The organism is Parapontixanthobacter aurantiacus (genome assembly GCF_009827635.1).
Classification (GTDB): Bacteria; Pseudomonadota; Alphaproteobacteria; order Sphingomonadales; family Sphingomonadaceae; genus Parapontixanthobacter; species Parapontixanthobacter aurantiacus.
This window is the reverse complement of record NZ_WTYW01000001.1, coordinates 668,565-691,690: the sequence shown is the minus strand read 5'-3', so window position 1 is coordinate 691,690 and position 23,126 is coordinate 668,565. Positions and strand designations below refer to the sequence as shown.

Below are 23,126 nucleotides of genomic sequence, written 5' to 3'. Positions count from 1 at the left end.
AAAGCAGCAATTTCAAACCGCGCGCACCGGCCCGCAGACCGGATGGCGAACGGGTCCCGATTTGCGCCGGAACCCGCCAAGTTTCGTATCTCCTGCCCCCTTAGAAGGCGAAGCGCGCGATGAACGTATAACGCCGATCGTTGCGGAAGGCGTTGCTCAATACCCGCGTGCCCTCGTAATCGACGACGGTCGTCAATTGCGTCACTTCATCGAGCAGGTTAACGCCCTGCACGCCCAGCTTCAGGAAATCGTTGACCGTGTAGAAGATCGACGCATCGAGTTGTCCGCCCGCTTCCTGGAAGGTCGGCGAGAACGGGAACAGGTCGTCGCGCGGCGTGACGAGGAACTCGCTCCGCCAGTTATAGGCGGCACGAGCCGAAAACGGACCGTATTCGTAGAACGCCACCGCATTGACCGTATGCTCGGAGAATCCGCGCAGCGGCAATTGCTGCTGGAACGGGCCGGCATTGAGCGGTGCCGAGCCGTCGGCGACGGACGGCGACCCGATCGACGACAGCGTCGGGTTGGTGAAGTCGCCTGCATCGATGTAAGTGTAGGATGCCTGCACGCCGAAGCCGCTCAACAGACCGGGCAGGAAGTCGAACTGATGCTGATAAGCCAGTTCGGCGCCTTTCAGCACACCGTCGTAATCATTGGCCGGGCCGGTAATGATCACATCGGCCGTCGTGCCGTTCCCGCCGGTATAGGTCTGAAGGCCCGTCCCGCTGTCGATTAGGCCGGTAATATCCTTCACGAAGAACGCGGCCGTCAGCGAACCGACATCAGCGAAATACCACTCAGCCGAGATATCGTAGTTCCACGATTCTACCGGACGTACTTCCCTGTTGCCGGTATTGACGGAGAGAAGCGGTCCGGAGTCGACGCGGCCACTGAAGCCGAAAACGCCGTTGCGAGCAAAATTGTTGAGTTCCGGACGAACGATGCCCTTCGAAATTGCCCCGCGAAGGACGATACCCGTGCCGCTGTCGAGCCTGATGTTGAAGCTCGGCAGCCAGTGGTCGAAGGTGACGTCCCGATCGTCTCGCACGAGATCGCCAGTAAATAGCGAAGCATATTGCGCCAACCGGTCGCCTTCCAGTTCGCAATAGAGCACCTCACGTGAAAACACCGAACCCGTATCGGGATCGATCTCGGCCCCGTCCGGCACGTCTGGACAGCTATTAAGAATTTCTCCCGGTTGCACGATGCCGTCACCGTTGCCGCCCTCGTTGACGCCGTCCACGATCCGGACGTCATCGAACTGGCCGGGATCGGGAAACGCCAGCAGACCGCGGGTTTGGACCGTTGTCTGCACATAGCGCAAACCGATATTGCCGCCGAGCGACCAGCCGCCGTCGAAGTCCATGCCATAATCGACACGCGCATAGGCCGCGCCGGTCTCTTCGGTAACGTCCGAGATTTCGGCCGGGCAGAAGGGATCGCATTCGACGACCCTCCCGTCCAGCAGCGGCCGCGTCCGCCCGTTGACGCCGAGATTGAAACGCTCAGGCGACTGGCTGAATGTCGTGATCTCGTCCCATTGCTGGTCCGTTACACCGTCGAGATATTCCTGCAGAAAGTCGTCCCCGCCGTAGAAATAAGCAGCGCCGTTCTCGATCGGAGATCTCGTTTCGCCCCGCTGGAAGCTGTCCGCGAAGGGATTGCGCAATTGCGAATAGTTGGGGAATTCGTCCGTATAGGCGCCGCCGGCGATGGCGAATTCCTGATCGGGCAATCCGGTGTAGAAGCGGCCCGGGGTAAAGCCCGGCGCGCCCCACTCATAGGACAGAGTTCCCACCGCGCCCGGCTGGCAGCCCGGTCCGCCGCCGCCAGGACCACATCCGCCCCGACCGGTCCACGGTGCCGAAAGGTTGCCCCAGGTGCTGAAATTGGTGTTGCGCGTCGTGCGTTCGCGCGCAGCCCACCGCGCGCCGAAACGCGCCTTCTTGAAGAAACCTTCGTCACTGATGTCGTATTCGAAATCGCCACGCAGGCTGAACAGTTCGCCATCGTTTCGTTCGCGGCTGTCGAGCCCGAACCAGTAATAGGTGTAAAATCCGGAACTGAAATAATCGTCCGGCGCTCCGATGGGCGCGATGAAGCGGACATCGGGCACTTCGCCGGTGAGATCGAGATCGATATCCGCCCAGGTGCTGAGCGCGCCGAAGACGGAATCGCGCGTCAGGTCGGAACTGAGATATTGCATCTCGAAATTGCCGCGGAACCGATCGGTGAAGACCGTGTCGATGTCGAGCGAGAGATCCTGCGTCGTGCTCTTGAGTTCGCGCAGGAAGCGCAGGCTGTCGAGCGGAATGCCGCCAAGCCCGAAGGGCGTTGCGTAAGGGTCGCCGACATTATCCGTCAGGATACCGCGCACGAGCCTGCCGTCCTCGAACAAAGTGTCGCTGTCGGACCTCAGGTCCGGCGAGGAAACACCGTCGTCAATCCGGCCGATCAGCGCAAATTCCTCGGTCGCGAATGTCGTTTCGGACCGCAGATACTCGAGCGTCATCAAGAGACCGCCGTCGAGCGTTTCGAACTGCGCTACGCCCGAAATTGCCTCACGGTCGCGGTCGAGCGTCGTCGAGCGGACACCGGCATATTGCGGCACGAGAACCGAGCCTTCGGGCGGGAATTGTTCCGGTGTGAAGTTCGGCTCGTCGCCGAAACCGCCGGAGTTAAGGTCGAAAACGCGCTGGCATCCGGCGCTGAGATCGGCGGGCCGATAACAGGTGTCGATTGCCTGCGATGAGTCGGTACGGCTTTTCAGCTTCGACTTCGAATAGCTGGCCTGCAAACCGAACGTGCCGACCCCCGTCTCGAAAGTGTCGGATGCGATGATGTTGAAGGTCGGCGACCATTCCTCGCGCAGATCGCCGTAATTGGCTTCTACCGAACCGGCGATACGGAAGCCGGGCGTGTCGAGCGGCTTGCGGGTGACGAGATTGACGAGGCCGGAAATCTGCCCTTCGATCATGTCGGCGGTGACGTTCTTGTAGATTTCGACGCGGCCGACCAGCTCGGGCGACACGTCCTCGAAACTCAGCGCTCGGCCGCCATTGGCCGAGAAGATGTCCCGGCCATTCAGTTCGGAGCGGCCGAAATTGTCCGGGAGGCCGCGAATGATGACGCCCGTGCCTTCGACCGAGAAGCGGGTCGGGTCCGAGGTTTTCTCGAACCGGCCGATGGCGATGCCCGGGACGCGTTGCAACGCTTCGGCAACGGAGCGGTCGGCCAGCGCGCCGATGTCTTCTGCTGTGATGACGTCGATGACGGTATCGGCGCGTTCCTTGAAATCCTGTGCCGTGCTGAGCGAGGCGGCGATCCCCGTCACGATGATGACGTTTTCTTCTTCCAGCCCCTCGGGAGTGCCGGCCGGGAATTCGTTCGTGACAGCGCCCTCGTCCTCGTCCTCGGCTTGGGCGAAAGCAGGCTGCGCCGCGATCAGGGCAAGACCGGATGCGGTGGTGAAAGCGGCGATTTTCCGCGAAAATGCGCGCGCGCCAGTCGTGTTACGAGACATGTGTTCTCCCTCTCCCATGTTATCGACAGGTTGGCCCGTCGCTTTTTTCGCAAGGACGAATCCCGCAATAATTCTGCAACATATCGCGGGTTGTGAGCGTTCACAAGACGCTATATGAACGTTCCCAACAAGCGTGGCGCTATGGTAACACATGGCGATTGCGGGCATGGGACGGGGACATGGCAATAGAGCATATCGTGATCGTTGGCGGCGGAACCGCCGGATGGATGGCAGCGGCAGCATTGTCGCGCATTCGCGACGGACGGAACCTGAAGATCACCGTCGTCGAATCGGAAATGATCGGCACGATCGGGGTCGGCGAAGCGACCATCCCGCCCTTCGTGGAGTTCAATCGCGCGCTCGAGATCGACGAACGCGAATTCCTGTCGCGCGTCGACGGGACTTTCAAGCTCGGCATCCAATTCGTCAACTGGGGGCAAGTCGGCGAAAGCTACATCCACCCGTTCGGCAATTACGGCTACGATCTCGGCGGCATCGGCTTTCACCAGGTCTGGCACCAGTTGCGGCAGCGCGGCGACAAGCGCCCGCTTCAGCTCTTCAACCTCGAAACGATGGCGGCGCATTTCGGAAAGTTCTCGCGCAGCCAGGATTACGGCCGGGACGACCTGCCGCCGATGAACTACGCCTATCACATCAATGCCACGGCCTATGCGCGCTATTTGCGCGACTACGCCGAGAAGCGCGGCGTGACGCGGAAGGAGGGGATCGTCGAGGACGTCCGGCTCGACGGAGAAAGCGGCTATGTCGCCAGTCTCTCGCTCAAGGACGGCACGCAGATTGACGGCGACTTCTTCGTCGACTGTACCGGGTTTCGCGGTTTGCTGATCGAACAGGCGCTCGGGACGGGCTATGTGGACTGGACCAATTATCTCCCCTGCGACAGGGCGGTCGCCCTGCCCTGCAATCGCGACGACGGCTCGCCGCCCCCGCCCTTCACCCGGGCAACCGCTCACAAGGCAGGTTGGCAGTGGCAGGTCCCGCTGCAACATCGCAACGGCAACGGCCACGTCTATTGCAGCCAGTTCATGGAAGCCGACGAGGCGCAGGACATCCTGGAGACGAACCTCGCCGGCAAGCCGACCGCCGAGCCCAACCACCTGCGGTTCGTCACGGGACGAAGAAAGAAGTTCTGGAACAAGAACGTCGTTGCTTTGGGCCTCGCCTCCGGCTTCATGGAGCCGCTCGAAAGCACATCGATCCACCTCATCAATACCGGGGTGAACAAGCTCATCGCGATGCTGTCCCTCGACGGAGTGCACGCGTCGCAGGCGAATACCTACAATCGCCTGACGACCAAGGAATACGAGCGGATCAGGGATTTCCTCATCCTGCATTACAAGGCGACGCAGCGCGACGATTCCGAATTCTGGAATTACTGCCGCACAATGAGCGTCCCCGACACGCTGACCGAAAAGATCGAAATCTTCCGCGCCAACGGACAGGTTTTTCGCGAAGAGGACGAGTTGTTCACCACGACCAGCTGGGCGGCGGTGATGATGGGTCAGGGCATCGCGATGGAAGGGACCAGCCCGATGGCAGAGGGCGTCGCCAATCGCTCTGCCGGGGAAATCGACGAAATGGCGAAGTCGATCCAGTGGCTCGTGCAGCAGATGCCGAGCCATGCGGCCTATCTCGAACGATACTGCCCCGCCCCTCGCCAGCACTGAACCCTCCGCTTCGGTTTGCGCGAGTGGGAGGGTCGACTGCCCCCCAAACCGGCGCGTGCGCAACCGAATGAATGGACAAAGCCGCGCGAACCGATATGCCTTGCACATGGCATATCGCAAGAACCCGATCACCGCCGCCGCTCTCGCGGTCGCAGGAGCATTTCTCACTGTGGCTTCGCCCGCCTTTGCCGCTCAGCCCATCACCGGCAAGTGGACGACCGAGGATGGTGACGCGGTCGTGACGATCCAGAAATGCGGGTCGAGCTATTGCGGTCGCATCAGCAGGTTTCTCGTCGTTCCGCCGCAGGGCGTCGACCAGCGGGACGTGAACAATCCGGACAAGACGAAACGCAATCGAAAGCTGCTGGGCATGCCGGTGCTCACCTCGCTGGAAGAGGACGATACCGAATGGCGGGGCAGGATCTACGACCCCAAATCGGGCAAGGATTATCGCTCGGTCCTGCGGCGTATTTCCGCCTCTCGCCTGGAAGTGAAAGGCTGCCTCGGCCCGTTCTGCCAGACGCAGGTCTGGAAACGGGCAAACTAGCTAAGCGCCGCTTTGGGAAGGATCAGATCCGACTCATCTTCATGGCAAGGCGCGCCAGTTCGGGAAACGCGCTTGCCGCTAGCGTCAATCCTGCCGCGCCGCGTGAAGTCTCGGCAAGATGCCACAATTTCTCCGCAACGCGGACCGGTCTGGCTGCGCGCTGCGCGAACCGCCGCTGGAACAGTTCGGCAGACTCTCCCGCCAGATAAGCTCGTGCCGCCGCCTGTCCGCTCGCCAGTGCGATCGCCATGCCCTCTCCGGCAAGCGACGGAATGACCGCCGCCTGATCACCCAACCGGTAGATGCCATGGCTCGTCTTTCGGGCGGTCCAGCCATAGGGAACCGCACCGATCGTATCGACCGGCTCTTCGGCGTCAGCTAACGCCAAGCGCGATGCAAAATGCGGATTGTCCGTCGCCACCTTCCTCAGCAAATCCCACGGATCGCCGCCCGCCTCGGCCAGTGCCGACTTGCGAAGGGCAAGGCAGACATTTCCGTTTCCGCCCTCTTGCAGGACAATGCCCGCATATCCGCCTTCGAACAGATGCAATTCGATCGCATCGCCGACGAGCCGCTCGAGTTCGGATGATGGCGGAAGTCGCACGCGGAGCCCGAGCGCAAGATTGCCGCTGTTCCGCGCACGGGCTTCGCCGCGCACGTCATGTTTTCCGGTCGCCAGGAAAATGGCGGGACTATGCCAGCTTCGCCGTTCGCCCTCGATCTCCCCTTCTTTGACGCTGCGGGCACGATCGATTTCGAGGCGCGCTCCACACTGCACCGCCGAGGCGCGGAGGGCCGTGTCGAGCGCCTTGCGCGACAGGCCATAGGCAGGTTCGGGCAGATCGGCTTCGGCCACGCGCTCGCCAGAGTACTGGCGCAGGCGCGTTACGGGCCGCGCTCCGAGCGTCAGCGGATCGCTGCCGAGTGCGCGGAGGCTCGCCGCGGTGCGCCAACTCATGAAGCCGCCGCAGATCGCGTCGCCCACCTCCACCTGTCGGTCGATAAGGATCGGTTCCGCCCCGGCCCGCGCCAGAAGCATTGCGGCCACGCTTCCTGCAGGTCCCGCGCCGAGGACGATCGGCCGTGTCATTTGATCCGCTCCACGCACAGACGGAAGGGGAAGACGCGCTTCACCTCGGCTCCCTCTATCCCGGCTTCGTCGAGAAGCGGTGGCCATTCGTGCGGTCGATAGGAGCGCGCGATGGAAAGATGCCCGTCCCGTCTCACGATTTCGTGCCAGCCGAACAGCCGGGCCAGCACCGGGTACCCCATATAGGCGAAACCATGCCGGTGCAGGTCGTTGACGAACCATCCCTTCGCCGCCTCACTTTCCATGAAACGCAGGAAGGCGACCAGTTGCTCATGCGTCATGTGGTGAGCGACGAGGCTCGAAACGATGAAATCGAACCGGTCTCCTGCAAGCTCGGCATAATCCCCGGTGCGATATTCGATCGGCTCGTCGGCGCGCGTGCTCTTACGGGCGACTGTCTCGCTGCGCGAATTGAGGTCGATGCCGACCAGTCGTGCGGTTTTCCCTCGCTCGCGCGCCCATTTTGCAATTGCGCGAAGCATGTCGCCATCGCCGAACCCCACATCGAGCAGCGAGAACTCCGTCGCGCGACCCAGCGCCTTTTCGAGAAAACGCAGCGTCGGCCGGCGCGCCAGCGTGACCGTATTGACCTTCGCCAGATCGTTCAGAACCGCGGCGTAGACGTCCGCGTCAAGCGCGGGGTCGTCCATGATTTCCTCTGCCTCGGATCGCTGCTCAAGCATCGCGCCAGGCGAAGCGGAAGCCCTCCATCGCGAGGCCGGGTCCGAAGGCCAGCGCGACCCCGCTTTCGGGTCGATCCCTGTAGGTTCTTTCGAGCACGAACATCAGCGTCGAAGACGACATATTGCCGAAATCGCGCAGCACGCCGCGCGAGTGATCGAGCGCATCGTCGTCCAGATCGAGGCCGTCCGCCACCGCATCGAGAATGGATCGACCGCCCGCGTGAACGGCATAGGCTACGGGCTTTACGCCGTCCCCGATGACGCGCTCGCGGACATCCTCGCGCTTGAGTGCGCTGCGGATGCGTGTCGGCACTTCGCCTGATAGGCGCATCTCGAAGCCGGTATTGCCGATCTGCCAGGTTATCAGTTCGTCGCTCTCTTCGAGCGCCGCCGCGATTCCCGCCTCTATGGCGAGGCCCTCCCCGCTTCCGCTGATGATTGCCGCCGCGGCGCCGTCTCCGAACTGCGCGCCCGCCAGCAATGGCTCGATGTCCACGGTCTGCTGATGATGCAATGTCGAGAGTTCGACCGTCACCACGAGAACCCGCGCCCCCGATTCGGAGCGGACGATATGCCGCGCCGTCCGCAGGGCGGTCACCGCCGCATAGCAACCCATGAAGCCGACCAGCACCCGCTCGACATCGTCCGCCAGTCCGAGGCGCCGCGCGAGGATCTGATCGATGCCCGGTGCGACGAAGCCTGTGCAGCTTGCTACGACGAGATGCGTTATCTTACCGATATCGCCCAGCTTGGCGATCGCCGCCATAGCTAGCGTCGGTGCCTCTTCGGCATAGATCGTCATCCGCTGCGCGGTGGATGGTGCCTCCGCCGAGTAGAACCCGGTTCCTTCATCCAGCTTCGCATCTTCTTCGGACAGGATGGACCAGCGGTGGTCGATGCCGGAGCGCTCTGCCATGCGCGCATAAAGGCGCGCTTCGCGGCGACCTTCGAGCTGCCGCAACGCCCATTGCCGATAATCTTTCTCGAAATCGCAATCCGGCACGGCTGTGGCCAAGCGATTTATCCGGGCTGTCATGTGGGAATGCGTCCTCTTGCCGAATGATCAACCGCTGCGCTGCCTTATCGGTTCCGGCAGGTGTCCGGCAAGCATCCGCAGCAGACGGCCAGAGCATCGTTGCAAGAGACTAAAGTCAGAAGTTTGTGAGAATGGTAGCGGAGGAGGGAAATATAGGGAGCGTATAACATGCTGATTTACCTAATCAACTTTTTGAATCACCTTGCAAATACCCCCATCAATACCCCCAGAATCGGACAGATGAGATAAAGCGCCTTTGGCAAACGATGACATGTAATTCGTAGTGACAGGTGAAAGGAGCGTCGGCCGTTTTCGGGCCGATCAGAAGGCGAAACGCCAGGTCATGAACCATCCGCCCGATCGTACAGCGAGGACATGTCATGGTCTGGCATGGACGGCATATTGTGGCCCGCATGCGGATCGGGTGTGTCGCTAGGCTTCGCATTCATCGGCGGGGGAGTGGCCGCAGGTGACGGCGCTACTACCGGAGTGCTCGCCGGTCGGTCTGGTTGCCTACCGGCAGTCACAGCTTCATCCGACCGGTTCGTGTTGGCCTCTCCAGCGGGAGAGGCAGCGTTGTCTCTTTCGCCTTCGCCAGGACCTGTGCTCTCGGTCGGCGGGGCCGTATACAGTGGCAAGGCTTCAGCTTCTGATGAAGTGTCCTGCGTCTGATCACATGCAGCGAGCCTTAGCCCCAGTGCCGCCGCAGCAAGGGGGGCAACAAACCCGTTCCGATTCGATCTGCGCATCATTCTATCCTTCAAAGCCAGGAGATACCAAGATGATTGGCACCGTGCGCAAGCTCGCCGCCCAGAAATCCCTGCACCAGCACTAGAGCGGCCATGGCAAAGATTGCGGCGCGAAGCGCGGTCCGGCTCGCGGAAGCACGGCTCGCCAGATAGGCCATCGCCAGACCGAGGACCGCGATCAGCATCCCGTTCCATCGATGGACCTGCATGACGGCATCGCCGCCGAACCAAAGGCCGGTGTGGATCCATCCGAACAGGACTGCGACGACTGCGCCGATTGCTCCGCCGTGGACGAGTACGCGCACCGCGCTCTCAAGCCCTGCATCTTTCCGGCGCATGACGAACAACTCGGTGGCAGCAGCCATGAGAAACAGGGCGATCGGGAAGTGGATGGTCGCCGGATGCAGTTTTTTCAGGGCGGCGATGACGCCGGAATCGCCCTCATCAGCATGGCCACCAGCCTCGTCATGGCCTCCACTTGCTTCGTCGTGCGCGGCTGAGGGCTCGCCGACCGCTCCGCCGTCGCCCATCTGCGCCATGGCCGCCTGGTCATGCGCATCGCCATTCGCGGCGGCAGGCGCGGCGCTCGTCTCTTCGCCATGCTTTTCGTCGCCATGAGCCTGAACTGGTCCGACGAAGAGCAAGCTGGCAGCTACAATAGCCATGAATTGCATTCGTTTCATTCTCTACGGGTTCCGGTCTTGGCGATGGTCGTGCGACCTATTGTGTCTGTAATGCTCTGCGAACCCTCATCTCTTGCCGTGATGGAGCGCGGTGATCCTCGGCGCGTGAGGGTCCAAATTTAACTCATGAGGGGGTTGGGTCTCTTGCCAATATCAGAGCCTTGTTAAGAGGGCGGCCAGCTTTAAGCACGAGCAAGAGCCCGGCTACCATCTCCTAACCGTCTTGCGCCATGTTCTGGTGAGCCGCCATCTGCTTCATCATATCGTGCATCATCATCATGCGCTGGTGACAGGCCGCCATCATATCGGCGTTGTCCCCCTGCATCATGCCCGCCATGTGTTCCTGCATCGCTGTGCGGTGCTCGGCCATCAGCCTTTGGCGTTCGGCAGGATCGCTCGCCGCGTGGGCCTGCTGCATCAGCGCGCGCATTTCAGCCATCTTCTCGCGATGGGCAGCCATAGCGTCGGAATCCTGCATCGTGTGGCCAGCGTGATCCTGCTGCTGTGCCACAGCCTGAGCTCCGTGCTCATGCTGTTCCTGGGCCGTCGCCGGAGTGGCTGTCAGGCCAGTGGCGAGAATGAGAGCTAGAGCTGTCCGTTTCACAATCGATTTCCTTTCGTCGGTCATGCGATGGGTGCTGTGCGCATTCATTCTCTTTACGCAGCCAACATCTGTTCCCCTCAAACAATTTCCGCGCCCACCGGAGACGGCTGAGCCGATGGCACAGCCGGTTGCAGGAATGGTGTTTTTCGGTCACCCTTTTTGACCGAAGCCGGTCGAGATGAATGGGACAGATCATGGTGACAACAGAGCCGTCGGAGAAGCAGTCGTGAGCACGGTCAATGAGGACGGCAGCTGGGACATTCCGGAGCCCGATCATGCCGAGCTGGTGCAAATGCGCATTCGCCTCATAACTCTCGAGAACATAGTTCTCGGCCTTTTGTCCGGGGCCAGCGATGAACAGATCGACCAGATCAGAAAGCGTGCGGACATGATCGAACCACGCCCCGAGGCGAGCCGGCATCCGCTTACCGAACTGGCAGCAGGTGACATGCGTAAGTTTCTCGAACGCGCTGCTCGCATGGCCGAGGCGGAGGGCCGCGAAAACCATGACTGATCCAGGCTTTGGGGCAGCAAAGGCGCTATGCAGGACGTGGAAATCCGGCCCGCCGCTATTTCCTTGCGCACATCATTCCGGCGTATCCGCAGCATGACTAGAACTCATTGGCTCATCTTTGTTTGCGGGAGCCTGATCGCGTTCGTCTGGGAGATTTTCCAGATGCCGTTTTTCAAGCCGGGAAATCTCGAGCCTTATGAGCAGACCATTCGCTGCGGCATTGCAAGCCTAGGCGATGGCGTGATCCTGCTAACAGCTTATAGCCTTGCTGCATTGCGCGGCGGGCGCGCGTGGCTCTGGCAAGCCGCCAAAATGCCCTATGCGATCTATTTCGGCTTCGGGCTTGTCGTCGCCATCGCCGTCGAAATGATCGCCACATCGCTTCCGGCAGAAAGCTTCGTGAGCTGGCGCTACAGCGAGTTGATGCCGCACGAGCCAGTGACGGGGTTGGCGCTGATCCCGATCGCGATGTGGACGATCGTGCCTGCGCTCACGATCCTTCTGGTCCGCTTTGCCCGAGCCGAACCTGATTAAACTGGGAGCGGCTTCAGGGTGCGTTCGGCACATGTTTCGCCCGCCGCCTGATTCTGGGAAACCGGTTCGCAAGCAGGACAAAGCCCGAAACCGCGATAATCGTCCCGCCGATCCCGAACAATAGCAGCCACCAGCTGTTGATGCGGTCGCGCTGCGTCCAGTCCATGATATGCAGCCCCCAGACAAAATCGAACAGGCGCCAGGTGTCGCTGCGGGCAGCGAGCACCGAGCCACTCGATGCATCGATGTAGACGCGGGTATTGTCCTCATCGCCGTAGGTGATCTGCCACGCCGGAAACGGACCCCGGAATTCGGTCCCGACAGCATCTTCGATGAGGCGCGTGGTCGCTATGGTGGTTGGTGGCCCGGTCCAGGCATAGCGAGCGATGGCCTGTGCGCTTGCAGCGGGAAGAGGCGAAAGGAGAATGCCGCTGTCCGGGTCGCGGAGCGTGACGCTTCCATCGTCCCGGCGGACCTCGGTTACGGCCCTGCCGCCGACCGCGCGCGTCGCAAGGGAAACCACCCCCTCGCTGCTATCGAGCCAATGGGGCATGACAGCATCAGCGGGCAGGACCTCCGGCGCGCGCGAAACGACATGTTCGGACCGAACCTCTTCGATGTCGAGAAACGACATCAGCGCCCCGGTGATCATCCACAGGAGCACTTGGACGCCGACAAAGATCGCCAGCCATTTGTGAAGCTTGCTGCCCAGCACATGAAGACGCAGCTTGAAAGAGCGTGTCGCCAATCGGTGTTCCCCCGATCAGATCAGTTGTTACGCGGTGCGCGTGACGATGAATGGTACTGAACGATCTTCCAGCCATCTGCATCATGGGCGAGGACCGAGGTCGCAACCCCTTCGCGGTCGATTACGCGACCGTCGGCCAGTTCGATCCGATAGGTGTACGTTTCGCGGCCATACGCCATATGTCCCATCCGGGTGACTGCGAGCGTCGGTTCGCCGAAGGTGAAGCTGGTTATTGCATCGAGTTCCGGTCCCAGGTGATGCTCCATGTAATGCGTGAAGCTGCCTTCCGCCTTGCCGTTTTCGTAAATGAAGGATTCCTGGGCAAACAGCGCAGCCATGGCCTCTGCATCGCGCGACGTCAGGGCATCGCGATATGATGTCAGAATTGCTTCTGCCCCAGCAACGTCATCGTTCATCGCAGCCATATGCTCGGCATGGTTCATGCCCTGCTCCGTATGATCCATCGGCGTTGATACCGAATGTTCCGAATGCGCCGAATGGTCCATGGATTGTGCCAGGGCGGGAGTGCCCCCTGCAGCCAAGGCCAGGGCGACCGCGCTTAGAGATAGTCTCGTTCTCATTGTATATTTCCTTCACTTAAAACCAGAATCGCAAGCCCACGACGTAATTCATCACGCTGGGGTCTTCCCCTGCGGCGCGGGCAAAATCGGCGCCCTCACCGATCCGCCACTCCTGGGAGACGCCGACATAGGGCGCGAATTCGCGTGCGAACTCGTAGCGAAGACGCAGACCTGCCTCGATCCGGTCGAGGCCAGCGCCAATGCCGAGTTCGGGAATATCCTGAGCCGAAAGAGCGATTTCGGCTCGCGGCTGGAGGATCAGCCGCTGCGTGATGCGCTGATCAAGCTCGCCCTCAAAGCGCGCCGTTACATCGCCCTTGCTCGATACGAACGCCGCGACGTCGATCTCGAACTGGTAAGGGGCAATGCCCTGGACACCGATGACCGCATGGGTGCGCTCGGGCCCCGTCAGATCCTGACGGACACCGGCTTGGAAATCGAAGAAGGGTGCGATGGCGCGGCTCCAGAGCGCCTGGACCTCGGCGCCCTCGACGGGCTCACCGAAGCTGCCTTCACCCTCGGATTTGAACCAGAACTTGTCGATATCACCGCCATAATATCCCTGGATATCCCAAAGATATCCATCAGCTCCTTCGCGTGCGCGATACTCAAGGCGGTCGCCCTGAAACCAGAAGCGCATCCCGCCGTCGGTCTCACGGACAAGTTCGCGCCGCGCTTCGTTCATGGCTTCCTCGCCCCAGATCGCAACCGCCGCGCGCGCGGGACCGCTCCCAGCTTCGGGAGGAGGCGGCAGCAGCGGGATATCGTCGTTCGAGCCCATCTGCATCGCCGAATGGTCCATGCCCTGCATGTCCTGCGATCCCATCTGCCCATGGTTCATCTGGCTGTGATCCATCTGCCCATGGTCCATCGACGAGCTGCTGGCTTCCGCCTGCCCCATGTCGCCGCGGTTCATTTGCGAATGATCCATCGCGCCTTCGTCAGGCCTGCCCTGCGGCATCGAACCATGATCCATCGTCGAATGGTCCATCGCAACTTCAGGCTGGGCAGCGGGGCCGCAAGCCCCCTCTGCTACCGGATGCCCCATCGCGCGATGGCGCTCGGCTGCCGCCTCGCACTTTGTTTTGGCGTCAGCCTGCGCCTCGGCGCTCTGCTGCGGTTCCACTGGCGAGTGACCCGCATGCTGCGCCGCGGCGGGGGAGGCGAGAACCGAACCCGCGGCGGCCGAGGCAAGCAGGCTGATGATAGATATCTTCATGCGCCCTCTCCGGCAGGATTGGCAACCGTGACGATCTGAAACATCCCGGCATGCATGTGATAGAGAAGGTGGCAGTGGAAGGCCCAGTCGCCCGGCTCGTCCGCCGTCAGGTCGAACTGCGCGCTGCCACCCGGTTGCAGGATAACCGTGTGCTTCAGTGGTTGACGGTTTGGAGGTGCACCGTTGACCAGCTCGAAGAAGTGTCCGTGCAGATGGATCGGGTGTGCCATCATCGTGTCATTGATCAGCTTTACCCGCACGCGTTCATTATAGGCAAAGCGGATCGGCTCCTCGGAGACGGCGGAGAATTTCTTGCCGTCGAACGACCACATGTAGCGTTCCATGTTCCCGGTAAGATGGATTTCCATCCGGCGCGAAGGGCTTCGCGAGTCCTTGTTTGGTGTCAGCGCGCGCAGCTTGCGATAGTCGAGGGTACGGTGCGGGACATCGGCAAGGCCAATCCCGGGATCGCCCATCCGGTCGACCGGGTTCATCGACACCATGTCGATGCCCGGTCCGACCTTCACATCGGGAGGCAATAGCGAGGTATCGCGCATCTGCATGCCTCCCGCCATGCCAGCCATTCCGGTCATCTCCGCCGAACCGCCATCCATACCGGACATCCCGTCCGCGCCAGCCGCTCCGCTCGATCCGTGATCCATTCCGGCCATCCCGCCAGCGCCATGGTCCATGCCGGCCATACCAGCATCGCCGCCGGAGCCATGGTCCATACCGCTCATGCCCATATCGGCCATAGTGAGCAGCGGGGGATCGCGCAGCGGCGGGATGGCCGCACGCGCGCCGGGCGTGCTCGCCAGCGTTGCGATGCCCATACCTGACCGATCCATCGACTCCGCCATCAGCGTGTAAGCCTGCTGCTCACCCGGCGTCACCACGACGTCGTAGGTTTCCGCGACGCCGATCTGGAACTCGTCCACTTCGACCGGCTCGACGTTCTGCCCGTCGGCTTGAACCACGGTCATCGGCAGGCCGGGAATGCGAATATTGAAAAATGTCATGGCGCCGGCATTGATGAACCGAAGCCGCACACGCTCGCCCGGACGGAAAAGATATTCCAGATTGTCGAGCGGTCCATGACCGTTCAGCAGATATGTATAAGTTGCGCTCGACACATCGAGGATGTCGGTTGGCATCATGCGCATTCTGGCCCACATCCGGCGATCCTCGCCCGAGAGCGGATAGTCGTCGGTCCAGGTATTCTGGTTGTAGTTGAAGTAGCCTTCGCCCTTCTTGAGCTTGTCGAATATCGTGTGGGGCGACATTTCGCTGAACTCGCTCAGCACCACGATATATTCGCGGTCGGCCTGCACCGGATCGGGACCTGCGGGATCGACCACGATCGGACCATAATGACCGGCCTGTTCCTGCAGCCCGCTATGCGAATGCCACCAATAGGTGCCTGCCTGCCGCACGGGAAATTCCGCTGTGAAGGTCTCGCCCGGCTTCACGCCGGGAAAACTTACGCCCGGCACGCCATCGAGCTGGAACGGCACGAGCAGGCCATGCCAGTGGATCGAGGTGTCTTCCTCAAGCTGGTTATGGACGTTGAGGCGGACGGTGGTCCCTTCGCGCAGGCGAAGGAGTGGCCCAGGGATGCTGCCATTGACGGCAATCGCGCCGCCACGCCTGTTGCCGGTGGAGAAAGCCGAGCGCGCAACCGTCAGATCGATATTCGGTCCGGTCGCCTCATCGATACCTCGCCGGGCGGCCCCGGAGAGCAGATCTCCGCCTCGCGCCCAAGCGGGAACGGCACCGCCCAGGCCAAGCAGGCCCAGCCCGCTGGCACTTGTTCCAAGAAATTTTCGGCGATTGACGGCAGGCATAGGGGGCTCCTGAGAAGGCATATACCGTCACTTACGCGGCCACCTGCGCTACCCCTCAAAGTTTTCGAACCGCTCCTTCAGCCGGTTGCGCGCACGATAGATGCGCGTCTCGACAGCTTTCTCCGTGGTGCCGAGCAGCTCGGCAGCCTCGGCCTGGCTGTATCCCTCGACAGTGACCAGCACGAGCGCCTCTTGCAGCCGCACCGGCAAGCGCCCGATTTCGGCCTGGACCAGCCGCAGCTGTTCGCGGGCTCCGGCAACATTTTCGGGATTGGGGGCATCGTCGGCAACGGCGTCGGCTTCCCGCCCGTCCGGCAAACTAAGGAAGCCCGCAACTTTCCTCCGGCGGAGCCTGTCGCGGCACCGGTTGAGAACGATTGTCGTCAAATAAGGACCGATGGGCTTGCTCGGATCGAGGCGATGCCGTGTCAGCCAGACCGAAGCGAGACTGTCCTGGACGACATCTTGGGCCCGCGAGGGTGAACCCAGCATACGCGTGGCGAGCGCAATCAACCTAGCGATCTCATGCTCGACCAGAGCTGTGAACGCCCGCTTGTCACCGGCTATCGCCCGCCCGATCAGAGCTTCGTTCGAAGTGTCATCCACCACTGCCAAGGCTGATCAGTCACGCGGATCGCGCGTGAGGGCCGCGGACACTTTCCGGTCGAACTGAAGCTGCTGATCGGGATCGAGAATTTCCCGCATGTCGAAGACGTGGCGCACGGTCGCTTTTTGCAAATCGCCCATGCGCGCATGCACCTCGTCGATCGCGGCACTGACTTCGGGCCCGTATTCGTGCTCGGTTTCCATTGCCTGGGCGAGCTGGGCGTTGGCTGCGCGCGCAGAGGCTTCGAGCCTTGCCTGTTCTACCGCGAAACGCGCTTCGAGCGCGTCGAGCCGCTGCTCCTGATCAGCCGTGAGCGAGAGTTCATCGTGCACGAACTGGTGCAGGCTACCCTCGGCATCGTTGTTGGACCAGCGATCGGCGGCAAGCGCTCCGAGGCATCCGGCGAGCGCCGCCAGCAGGACCGCGAGGACAAGGTGAAACTTCTTCAACGCCTATGACCCCACATGAAGCAAAGCAGCGGGCGACAGGGATTCTCCGCCAACGAGGCTCTCGCCAACAATTTCTGTAGGAGCGCCATATTCGGACGGCCATCCGCTGGTCCCTGCGCCTGCCGCCAGGCCGACGACAAACAGACCGGCGAACAAGGCCATTCTGCGTCGCTGATCGGCAATTTCGCCAAGCTGTCCTGCGCGCTGCCAGACGCCGTTCATGAAGTCGGGCGGCACGTCGCCAGCCTCCTGCGACGCCATCGTGCCGAGCATCGCATCGAGTGTCTGATTATCACGCATCCCTTGCTCCTGTCGGTTGCACGGTTCCTATACGCGACACTTCGCGCAAACCCTCAAGATAATTTGAGGGCAAGAAGCAATTGATGCGTAAAGGCATTGAGTCAAAAGCACGCGTCGTTTGTCGGCGCAGAATTTGCGCGGACACATTCTGGCAAAGTCATTCTGCTCGGCGCGGCCTCAGGAAAGGCAAATGTAAATGAGTTTCATCAATCCATCAAAACCGTTCAGTCGTTCGCTGGCGGCTTCGCTCCTCCTCGCCCTTGCAGCCTGCTCGAATGCGGCCCAGGCCGCGACATACACGATGTACCGCGACGCAGGGTGCGGGTGCTGTCTTAACTGGGCCGGTCACGTAGAACACGGGCTCGAAGCGGAGGTCGCCTCGGTCGACTCCGACGACATGGCTGCACTAAAGACAGCCAGGGGTGTACCGCAGGATCTGTGGTCGTGCCACACGATGGAAGTCGATGGCTATATCATCGAAGGCCACGTGCCGGCCGATGCCGTCGCGAAGCTATTACGCGAACGCCCCGAAGGAGTGGCAGGCCTGGCCGTGCCCGGAATGCCGCTTGGCTCGCCCGGGATGGAACTCGGGGACCAGGTGCAGCCCTATGATGTCATCGCCTTCGGCCCAGGCGGGCGGAGCGTGTTCGCATCCTACCCGTGAATATGGGCAGCCCTTTTTGCGCCAACTCTGACGGAGGACCATCATGTCGGACTATTCGGTCAAAACCTCAATTTTCATATGGGGCTGGACACTCAGCCTCTTCCTGCTTTTCAGCTACCTGATCTGCATCGGTTTCGGCCTGCTCGCGCCCGAACAGGCGCACATGCACGAAGCGTGGGCGCCGCTGCTTCCCGGTTTCGAGTGGCTGACCCTCTCGGGCTTTCTGGCAGGCGCTCTTGGAAGTTTTTTGTATGGTTGGTATATTGCTTTAATCGCGGTGCCGCTTTTCCGATATTTTCAGAAGCGTTTCAGTCGATAGACAGAGCTTGTCGCGGTAACTTGGTCCAAGAGGGGCAAGGCCTCGTCTGGCTCATTTCGATCGCATATTATTACTGGAGCTAGAGCCATTCCCAGAACTCCGTCCCAAGGAGAGAGGCGATCCCTGTTAGTTCACGTCGCCATCGGCGCTGTTCTGGGTGTAGTGATTCTTCACCCGCTCACGACGCTCGTCTTTTGGTACGAGTTTGGTGCCTTGGCCTTTGCCGACCAAGACAGCGCACTCAGCTTCATAATCGACCGGACTCTCTCCGCGTTTGCGTTCGAAATGTTTGCAATGAGCTTGATATATGCCGCGATCGGCGGCGCGATCGGACTGGGTTTTGGAGTGTATCATGTTCGGCTCGTGCACGAGCGGTCCAGAGTTCGCTTTCTGGAACGCGAACTCAATGAAGAACTTCCATTACTAATAGCTCGCGGCGAAAGCGAGCAGCTGGAATTCAAATCTTCCTTCCGTTGGGACAGGCGTCAGGAGAAAGTCAACCGCAGCTTGCAGCAAGTCATCGTCAAAACCCTGGCGGGGTTCCTCAACCAAGAGGGCGGCACTCTCCTTATCGGTGTCGAAGATGATGGCAGCATCGCGGGCATCGAGGCGGACATGCAAACGCTTAAGCCCGCCAACCAGGATGGCTTCGAACGTTTATTGATGGACACAGCAAAAGAGGGTCTTGGAGGACACGCGTGTGCTCTGATCCATTGTAGGTTCCACAAACTCGAGGAAAAGATCGTTTGCCGAGTTATTGTGGAGAAGAGCTTGGAGCCGATCTATTTTTCCGAAGGGAGCGTGGCCCGGTTCATGCTGCGAGCAAGCAATAGCACGCGTGAGCTCGATGTGCGCGAAGCTCAGGCTTATCTCCAGCATCGCGGGAAAGTGAGCATCTAACCGCTGGTCTGTGGGACAGCACGCGTGTTCGGAGCGCTTTGTCGATCGGCTCAGTTCCTGCAAATTTATGATGCGGTTGGGGCTTCGCCCCGCCACATACTCAAAAATATTGAGGGATGAGCCCCGACCGAACGTACTGTCCGGCATGATCTTTCTTGAACGGGAGACCATCGACAGGGGAAAGTCTTGCAAGACCATGAGCACGAGAATCAAAGCGAAACAGCTGGCTCGATAACCCTGCTGGGCGGCGTGGCGATGGGAACCGGCGTCATGATCGGTGCCGGCATATTCGCGCTGACCGGGCAGATCGCCGAGCTTGCCGGTCCGCTCTTCCCCTTATCCTTCATCGCTGGCGCGCTGGTAACCTCGCTGGCGGCGTACAGCTATATCAAGATGTCGAACAAATGGCCGTCTTCGGGCGGCATCGCGATGATCTTGCAGAAAGCATACGGACCCGGCGTGATCGCCGCCTCTGCCTCGCTCCTAATGGCGCTGTCGATGGTGATTAACGAGAGCCTCGTGGCCCGCACCTTTGCCACTTACGCGCTGCGCCCGTTCGGCCTCGAAAGCAGCGGGTGGCTCGTTTCTCTCGCAGCGCTTGCCGTCATCATTTTCGCCTATCTCGTCAATGCAGCGGGCAACAGGTCGGTAAGCGGCTTCTCGCTTATCATGTCCGCCATCAAGATCGGCGGCATCGCGCTGTTCGCAGTCGCCGCGATCTTGGCCAGCGGTTTTTCATCAGGCGCATTTTCGCAGCCCGTCTCGCTGACCAATGCAGAAGCCCTGCTCGCCTCGGTTGCTTTCTCGATCCTCGCCTTCAAGGGCTTCACCACGATTACCAATAGCGGCGGCGAAATCGTCGACCCGCACAAGAATGTCGGCCGGACGATCATGATCTCGATCGCGGTCTGTATCGTGATCTATCTGCTTGTCGCAGTGGCGGTGGGTTCGAGCCTGAGCATATCCGAGATCGTCGAGGCGCGCGATTATTCGCTCGCAGCAGCGGCGCGTCCGGCGCTGGGAGAACTGGGCTTCTATTTCACCGTCGCGATCGCGATCGCCGCAACGACTTCGGGCGTGATCGCGAGCGTATTTGCCGTGTCGCGCATGCTTGCGATGCTGACCGACATGAAGATGATCCCGCACAGCCATTTCGGCATGAGCGGCGGGATACGCAGCCACATGCTGGTCTATACGGTGGTCATTGCCGGGACGCTTGCCGTCCTGTTCGATCTGTCGCGGATCGCCTCGCTGGGCGCCTTCTTCTACCTCGTCATGGATATGCTGGTGCACTGGGGCGTCCTGCGTCACCTGCGCAAGGAAGTCGGCGCGCGAGCATCAATACTTCTTACAGCACTCGCGGCAGATGGCGTGGTCCTCGCAGCCTTTACCGCGGCCAAATTGCGCAGCGATCCTGCCGTTGTCGCCTATGCGGCGATCGGCATCGTCGCGGTGTTCGTGGGGGAATGGATCTACCTCTCGCGCAATTCCGAAGCGCCCGCTTCTCACAAAGATGATCGGTCAGGAGAGAAGAGTTGATGGCACCTTCTTCAACCAGCTTTGCCGCTTTTACGCCGGGCTTTTTCGAAACCGTTTCCCGAAAACCTGAGTTGACGAAGCGAAACGTCAAGAAAAACAGATGGAGCGATTCATGACGACCCGAACAGCGGCGGTCTACCGCATGGTGATGGAGGACCATGTCTGTCCCTATGGCATCAAGACGGTCGATCTTGTCAAGCGGCAAGGCTTCGAGGTCGACGATCATCACCTGACCAGCAGGGAGGAAACCGATGCGTTCAAGGACAAGTACGACGTCGAGACCACCCCGCAGACCTTTATCGAAGGCAAGCGCATTGGCGGCTATGACGATGTCCGCGAATTCTTCGGCAAGAGCCGCTCGCAGCCTGAGGAAGGCGAAACCAGCTATCAGCCGGTCATTGCGATTTTCGCGGTCGCGCTGCTGCTCGCGCTAGGGCTGAGCTGGGCGTTTTTTGACGACCTCTTCACTGTCCGGGCCGCAGAATGGTTCGTGAGCCTGTCGATGACCCTGCTCGCCGTTCAGAAGCTTCAGGACGTGCGCAGTTTCTCGACGATGTTCCTCAACTACGACCTGCTCGCACGGCGCTGGGTGCCCTATGGCTTCGTCTACCCGTTCGGCGAAGCCGCTGCCGGCATTCTCATGACCGCGGGCGCGCTGACCTGGCTCTCGGCCCCGCTGGCATTGTTCATCGGCACAGTCGGCGCTGTCAGCGTCTTCAAGGCTGTCTACATCGACAAGCGCGAGCTTAAATGCGCCTGCGTGGGCGGCAGCAGCAATGTGCCGCTCGGCTTTGTCTCGCTGACCGAAAATCTGTTCATGATCGGAATGGGTCTGTGGATGGGCGCGAAGCTTCTCGCATGATCACCGCGCTCCTTCTCTCCGTCTTTCTGTTCCTCTCGGCTGTCGCTTCGCACCTTGCCATTCTGGGTGTCGGTCACCGGCTTCTCGACCGGCGCCGCGATACGCAGGCAAAGCTTGCCGTTTCGCTGATCGTGCTCGCGTCGCATTTCCTCGTGGCGATCCTTTTTGCCGCAGGTTTCTGGCTGGGCGCGCAATGGGGCCTGGGAGGTTTCGACAAGGCGCCTTCCATGGACTGGATGGACTACTTCTATTTCTCGCTCATCAACGTGACCACACTGGGCCTGGGCGACATTTATCCGACCGAGCACCTGAGAGTCCTGGCCGGCGTCGAGGCCCTCACCGGCTTCGCTCTCATCAGCTGCTCGGCGCAGCTATTCTGGACCATGATGCACAAAGGAGAAAAAGCATGACTGAAAAGACGACCCACTCGGACAAGGGAGGGGGCGGCAGCTACTGGCGATTCATGGCCATGGTGTCGACCTCGACCGTGATCATGTTCTTCCTGATGTATGCCAACACCTTTACCGTCGATGATCTTTTCTGGAGCGAAACGCGCTTCTGGATGATGTTTGTCATGGGCGCGATGATGATGGTTGTCATGCTGCTCTTCATGTGGGGCATGTACAAGGACCGGACCAAGAACTTCATTATTCTGGGCGTCGGCGCCTTCGTGTTCGCCCTCGCGCTGTGGCTGGTGCGCAGCCAGACCACCGTCGACGATACCGAATATATGGCAGCGATGATCCCGCACCACTCGATCGCGATCATGACCAGCGAACGCGCGAGCCTGAAGGATCCTCGCGTGCGCGAACTCGCTCAGGCCATCATCGTCGCCCAGCGCCGCGAAATCGCCGAGATGAAATATCTCATCGACGATATCGAGCAGAACGGTCCTCGGACCGAAGAACGCCTGCCCGAGGAGATGCAGCCATGAACAAGATAGCTTTCACGGCGCTCATCGCGCTACCGCTTGCCGCCTGCAATTCGAACACCGCTCCGGGCAACGACCGCGAAGCCCAGCTCGACCCGCCTGCCACTGCCGCGCCGATCGAGGATGCGGCCAGTGCACTGGCAAATGTTGACTCAGGCCTGATGCTTCCCGGGACCATGAATGACGCGGATCTTGCTGCTCTGGGCGCAGGACAGGCCTGCCAGTTCCGCCTGACCGAAGTGGCCTTTCCCTCATTTGTCTATGACGGCGACGGGGGCGGAGCAATCAAGATCAATGGCAAATTGATCCCCGTCACTGCCGATGGCCCCGGCAGCTATTCGAACGGTGAGCTTCGGATCAGAACCCGCATGCTGGATGATGAAGGCGATGCGAGCCTGCAGATGCAGGAGATGATCGTGGCAGCGCCAAGAGCCAAGGATGAGTTTGGCTTTTGGGGCTATACCACCTGTCCAGCCGAGGGAGCCTGATACTGGCAGGGCGCATGGGCGGGC

The 23,126-nt window shown here is 60.9% G+C and carries 25 protein-coding genes; 12 read left to right on the top strand and 13 right to left on the bottom strand.

Annotated features, from left to right (window positions below):
* Nucleotides 1-100: 100 nt before the first annotated feature.
* Nucleotides 101-3,523, bottom strand: coding sequence for a TonB-dependent receptor (locus tag GRI38_RS03360; protein WP_160681503.1), 3,423 nt, complete (start codon nt 3,521-3,523; stop codon nt 101-103).
* Between the two features lie 179 nt (nt 3,524-3,702).
* Between GRI38_RS03360 and GRI38_RS03355 the strand changes: the two genes are divergently transcribed.
* Nucleotides 3,703-5,211: a tryptophan halogenase family protein gene (locus GRI38_RS03355; RefSeq protein WP_160681502.1), complete on the top strand. Its 1,509-nt coding sequence runs from the start codon at nt 3,703-3,705 to the stop codon at nt 5,209-5,211.
* A gap of 106 nt (nt 5,212-5,317) precedes the next feature.
* Nucleotides 5,318-5,758: a DUF2147 domain-containing protein gene (locus tag GRI38_RS03350; protein ID WP_160681501.1), complete on the top strand. Its 441-nt coding sequence runs from the start codon at nt 5,318-5,320 to the stop codon at nt 5,756-5,758.
* A 22-nt stretch (nt 5,759-5,780) separates the two neighbouring features.
* Here the strand turns inward: GRI38_RS03350 and GRI38_RS03345 are convergent, their stop codons facing one another.
* The 5 genes from GRI38_RS03345 to GRI38_RS03325 all read right to left on the bottom strand — a co-directional run bounded on the left by GRI38_RS03345 (nt 5,781) and on the right by GRI38_RS03325 (nt 10,603).
* A complete protein-coding gene (locus GRI38_RS03345) occupies nt 5,781-6,848 on the bottom strand; it encodes an NAD(P)/FAD-dependent oxidoreductase (protein WP_237487329.1) in 1,068 nt (355 codons plus the stop codon).
* Complete coding sequence (locus GRI38_RS03340; RefSeq protein ID WP_237487328.1) at nt 6,845-7,498, bottom strand: methyltransferase domain-containing protein; 654 nt, start codon at nt 7,496-7,498, stop codon at nt 6,845-6,847. The genes GRI38_RS03345 and GRI38_RS03340 overlap by 4 nt, the downstream gene beginning before the upstream one ends.
* Nucleotides 7,499-7,523: 25 nt before the next feature.
* On the bottom strand, nt 7,524-8,567 hold the full coding sequence (locus tag GRI38_RS03335; protein WP_160681498.1) for a type III polyketide synthase: 1,044 nt from the start codon (nt 8,565-8,567) through the stop codon (nt 7,524-7,526).
* A gap of 760 nt (nt 8,568-9,327) precedes the next feature.
* Entirely contained in the window at nt 9,328-9,981 is a 654-nt protein-coding gene (locus tag GRI38_RS03330) for a DUF2231 domain-containing protein (RefSeq protein ID WP_290755085.1), read from the bottom strand.
* A gap of 232 nt (nt 9,982-10,213) precedes the next feature.
* Nucleotides 10,214-10,603, bottom strand: a complete 390-nt coding sequence (locus tag GRI38_RS03325) for a hypothetical protein (RefSeq protein WP_233548407.1) — start codon at nt 10,601-10,603, stop codon at nt 10,214-10,216.
* A gap of 226 nt (nt 10,604-10,829) precedes the next feature.
* Between GRI38_RS03325 and GRI38_RS03320 the strand changes: the two genes are divergently transcribed.
* Nucleotides 10,830-11,117, top strand: coding sequence for a hypothetical protein (locus GRI38_RS03320; RefSeq protein ID WP_033193304.1), 288 nt, complete (start codon nt 10,830-10,832; stop codon nt 11,115-11,117).
* Nucleotides 11,118-11,144: 27 nt separating this feature from the next.
* Nucleotides 11,145-11,651, top strand: coding sequence for a hypothetical protein (locus GRI38_RS03315; RefSeq protein ID WP_225982097.1), 507 nt, complete (start codon nt 11,145-11,147; stop codon nt 11,649-11,651).
* A 13-nt stretch (nt 11,652-11,664) separates the two neighbouring features.
* Here the strand turns inward: GRI38_RS03315 and GRI38_RS03310 are convergent, their stop codons facing one another.
* From GRI38_RS03310 to GRI38_RS03280, 7 genes are read right to left on the bottom strand one after another with little or no spacing between them, the layout of a single operon-like run.
* A complete protein-coding gene (locus tag GRI38_RS03310) occupies nt 11,665-12,399 on the bottom strand; it encodes a PepSY domain-containing protein (protein ID WP_029140033.1) in 735 nt (244 codons plus the stop codon).
* 20 nt (nt 12,400-12,419) lie between these two features.
* Nucleotides 12,420-12,980 carry a YybH family protein gene (locus tag GRI38_RS03305; protein WP_233548408.1) on the bottom strand — a complete coding sequence of 187 codons (561 nt, stop codon included), beginning with the start codon at nt 12,978-12,980 and terminating at the stop codon, nt 12,420-12,422.
* A gap of 16 nt (nt 12,981-12,996) precedes the next feature.
* Nucleotides 12,997-14,199, bottom strand: a complete 1,203-nt coding sequence (locus GRI38_RS03300) for a copper resistance protein B (RefSeq protein ID WP_010412792.1) — start codon at nt 14,197-14,199, stop codon at nt 12,997-12,999.
* Nucleotides 14,196-16,043 carry a copper resistance system multicopper oxidase gene (locus GRI38_RS03295; RefSeq protein ID WP_010412790.1) on the bottom strand — a complete coding sequence of 616 codons (1,848 nt, stop codon included), beginning with the start codon at nt 16,041-16,043 and terminating at the stop codon, nt 14,196-14,198. The genes GRI38_RS03300 and GRI38_RS03295 overlap by 4 nt, the downstream gene beginning before the upstream one ends.
* Nucleotides 16,044-16,091: 48 nt before the next feature.
* On the bottom strand, nt 16,092-16,649 hold the full coding sequence (locus tag GRI38_RS03290; protein WP_370178334.1) for an RNA polymerase sigma factor: 558 nt from the start codon (nt 16,647-16,649) through the stop codon (nt 16,092-16,094).
* A 15-nt stretch (nt 16,650-16,664) separates the two neighbouring features.
* Nucleotides 16,665-17,099, bottom strand: a complete 435-nt coding sequence (locus GRI38_RS03285) for a periplasmic heavy metal sensor (RefSeq protein WP_010412783.1) — start codon at nt 17,097-17,099, stop codon at nt 16,665-16,667.
* Between the two features lie 3 nt (nt 17,100-17,102).
* Nucleotides 17,103-17,399, bottom strand: coding sequence for a hypothetical protein (locus GRI38_RS03280; RefSeq protein WP_029140031.1), 297 nt, complete (start codon nt 17,397-17,399; stop codon nt 17,103-17,105).
* A 196-nt stretch (nt 17,400-17,595) separates the two neighbouring features.
* Here GRI38_RS03280 and GRI38_RS03275 point away from each other — a divergent pair, with 196 nt between their 5' ends.
* From GRI38_RS03275 to GRI38_RS03240, 8 genes are all read left to right on the top strand, one after another.
* Nucleotides 17,596-18,063, top strand: coding sequence for a DUF411 domain-containing protein (locus tag GRI38_RS03275; protein WP_033193265.1), 468 nt, complete (start codon nt 17,596-17,598; stop codon nt 18,061-18,063).
* A 43-nt stretch (nt 18,064-18,106) separates the two neighbouring features.
* A complete protein-coding gene (locus GRI38_RS03270; RefSeq protein ID WP_010412775.1) occupies nt 18,107-18,382 on the top strand; it encodes a hypothetical protein in 276 nt (91 codons plus the stop codon).
* A gap of 213 nt (nt 18,383-18,595) precedes the next feature.
* Nucleotides 18,596-19,282 (top strand): AlbA family DNA-binding domain-containing protein, encoded by a 687-nt coding sequence (locus GRI38_RS03265; protein ID WP_237487327.1) that lies wholly within the window; start codon nt 18,596-18,598, stop codon nt 19,280-19,282.
* 255 nt (nt 19,283-19,537) lie between these two features.
* Nucleotides 19,538-20,821, top strand: coding sequence for an APC family permease (locus GRI38_RS03260; protein WP_010412769.1), 1,284 nt, complete (start codon nt 19,538-19,540; stop codon nt 20,819-20,821).
* Between the two features lie 112 nt (nt 20,822-20,933).
* Nucleotides 20,934-21,683, top strand: coding sequence for a glutaredoxin family protein (locus GRI38_RS03255; RefSeq protein WP_165327860.1), 750 nt, complete (start codon nt 20,934-20,936; stop codon nt 21,681-21,683).
* On the top strand, nt 21,680-22,093 hold the full coding sequence (locus tag GRI38_RS03250; RefSeq protein ID WP_066776710.1) for a potassium channel family protein: 414 nt from the start codon (nt 21,680-21,682) through the stop codon (nt 22,091-22,093). The genes GRI38_RS03255 and GRI38_RS03250 overlap by 4 nt, the downstream gene beginning before the upstream one ends.
* Nucleotides 22,090-22,617, top strand: coding sequence for a DUF305 domain-containing protein (locus GRI38_RS03245; protein WP_010412760.1), 528 nt, complete (start codon nt 22,090-22,092; stop codon nt 22,615-22,617). The genes GRI38_RS03250 and GRI38_RS03245 overlap by 4 nt, the downstream gene beginning before the upstream one ends.
* Entirely contained in the window at nt 22,614-23,102 is a 489-nt protein-coding gene (locus tag GRI38_RS03240) for a DUF6692 family protein (RefSeq protein ID WP_010412757.1), read from the top strand. Before GRI38_RS03245 ends, GRI38_RS03240 begins: the two co-directional genes overlap by 4 nt.
* Nucleotides 23,103-23,126: the final 24 nt, after the last annotated feature.

Bases quoted from the DNA above. Each gene is read 5' to 3' on its own strand.
- GRI38_RS03270 (WP_010412775.1), top strand. From the start codon at position 18,107: ATGTCGGACTATTCGGTCAAAACCTCAATTTTCATATGGGGCTGGACA.
- GRI38_RS03360 (WP_160681503.1), bottom strand. From the start codon at position 3,523: ATGTCTCGTAACACGACTGGCGCGCGCGCATTTTCGCGGAAAATCGCC.
- GRI38_RS03355 (WP_160681502.1), top strand. From the start codon at position 3,703: ATGGCAATAGAGCATATCGTGATCGTTGGCGGCGGAACCGCCGGATGG.
- GRI38_RS03240 (WP_010412757.1), top strand. From the start codon at position 22,614: ATGAACAAGATAGCTTTCACGGCGCTCATCGCGCTACCGCTTGCCGCC.
- GRI38_RS03335 (WP_160681498.1), bottom strand. From the start codon at position 8,567: ATGACAGCCCGGATAAATCGCTTGGCCACAGCCGTGCCGGATTGCGAT.
- GRI38_RS03340 (WP_237487328.1), bottom strand. From the start codon at position 7,498: ATGGACGACCCCGCGCTTGACGCGGACGTCTACGCCGCGGTTCTGAAC.
- GRI38_RS03255 (WP_165327860.1), top strand. From the start codon at position 20,934: ATGACGACCCGAACAGCGGCGGTCTACCGCATGGTGATGGAGGACCAT.
- GRI38_RS03245 (WP_010412760.1), top strand. From the start codon at position 22,090: ATGACTGAAAAGACGACCCACTCGGACAAGGGAGGGGGCGGCAGCTAC.
- GRI38_RS03260 (WP_010412769.1), top strand. From the start codon at position 19,538: ATGGGAACCGGCGTCATGATCGGTGCCGGCATATTCGCGCTGACCGGG.
- GRI38_RS03345 (WP_237487329.1), bottom strand. From the start codon at position 6,848: ATGACACGGCCGATCGTCCTCGGCGCGGGACCTGCAGGAAGCGTGGCC.
- GRI38_RS03300 (WP_010412792.1), bottom strand. From the start codon at position 14,199: ATGAAGATATCTATCATCAGCCTGCTTGCCTCGGCCGCCGCGGGTTCG.
- GRI38_RS03350 (WP_160681501.1), top strand. From the start codon at position 5,318: ATGGCATATCGCAAGAACCCGATCACCGCCGCCGCTCTCGCGGTCGCA.
- GRI38_RS03305 (WP_233548408.1), bottom strand. From the start codon at position 12,980: ATGAGAACGAGACTATCTCTAAGCGCGGTCGCCCTGGCCTTGGCTGCA.
- GRI38_RS03330 (WP_290755085.1), bottom strand. From the start codon at position 9,981: ATGGCTATTGTAGCTGCCAGCTTGCTCTTCGTCGGACCAGTTCAGGCT.
- GRI38_RS03250 (WP_066776710.1), top strand. From the start codon at position 21,680: ATGATCACCGCGCTCCTTCTCTCCGTCTTTCTGTTCCTCTCGGCTGTC.
- GRI38_RS03280 (WP_029140031.1), bottom strand. From the start codon at position 17,399: ATGCGTGATAATCAGACACTCGATGCGATGCTCGGCACGATGGCGTCG.
- GRI38_RS03295 (WP_010412790.1), bottom strand. From the start codon at position 16,043: ATGCCTGCCGTCAATCGCCGAAAATTTCTTGGAACAAGTGCCAGCGGG.
- GRI38_RS03315 (WP_225982097.1), top strand. From the start codon at position 11,145: ATGCAGGACGTGGAAATCCGGCCCGCCGCTATTTCCTTGCGCACATCA.
- GRI38_RS03275 (WP_033193265.1), top strand. From the start codon at position 17,596: ATGAGTTTCATCAATCCATCAAAACCGTTCAGTCGTTCGCTGGCGGCT.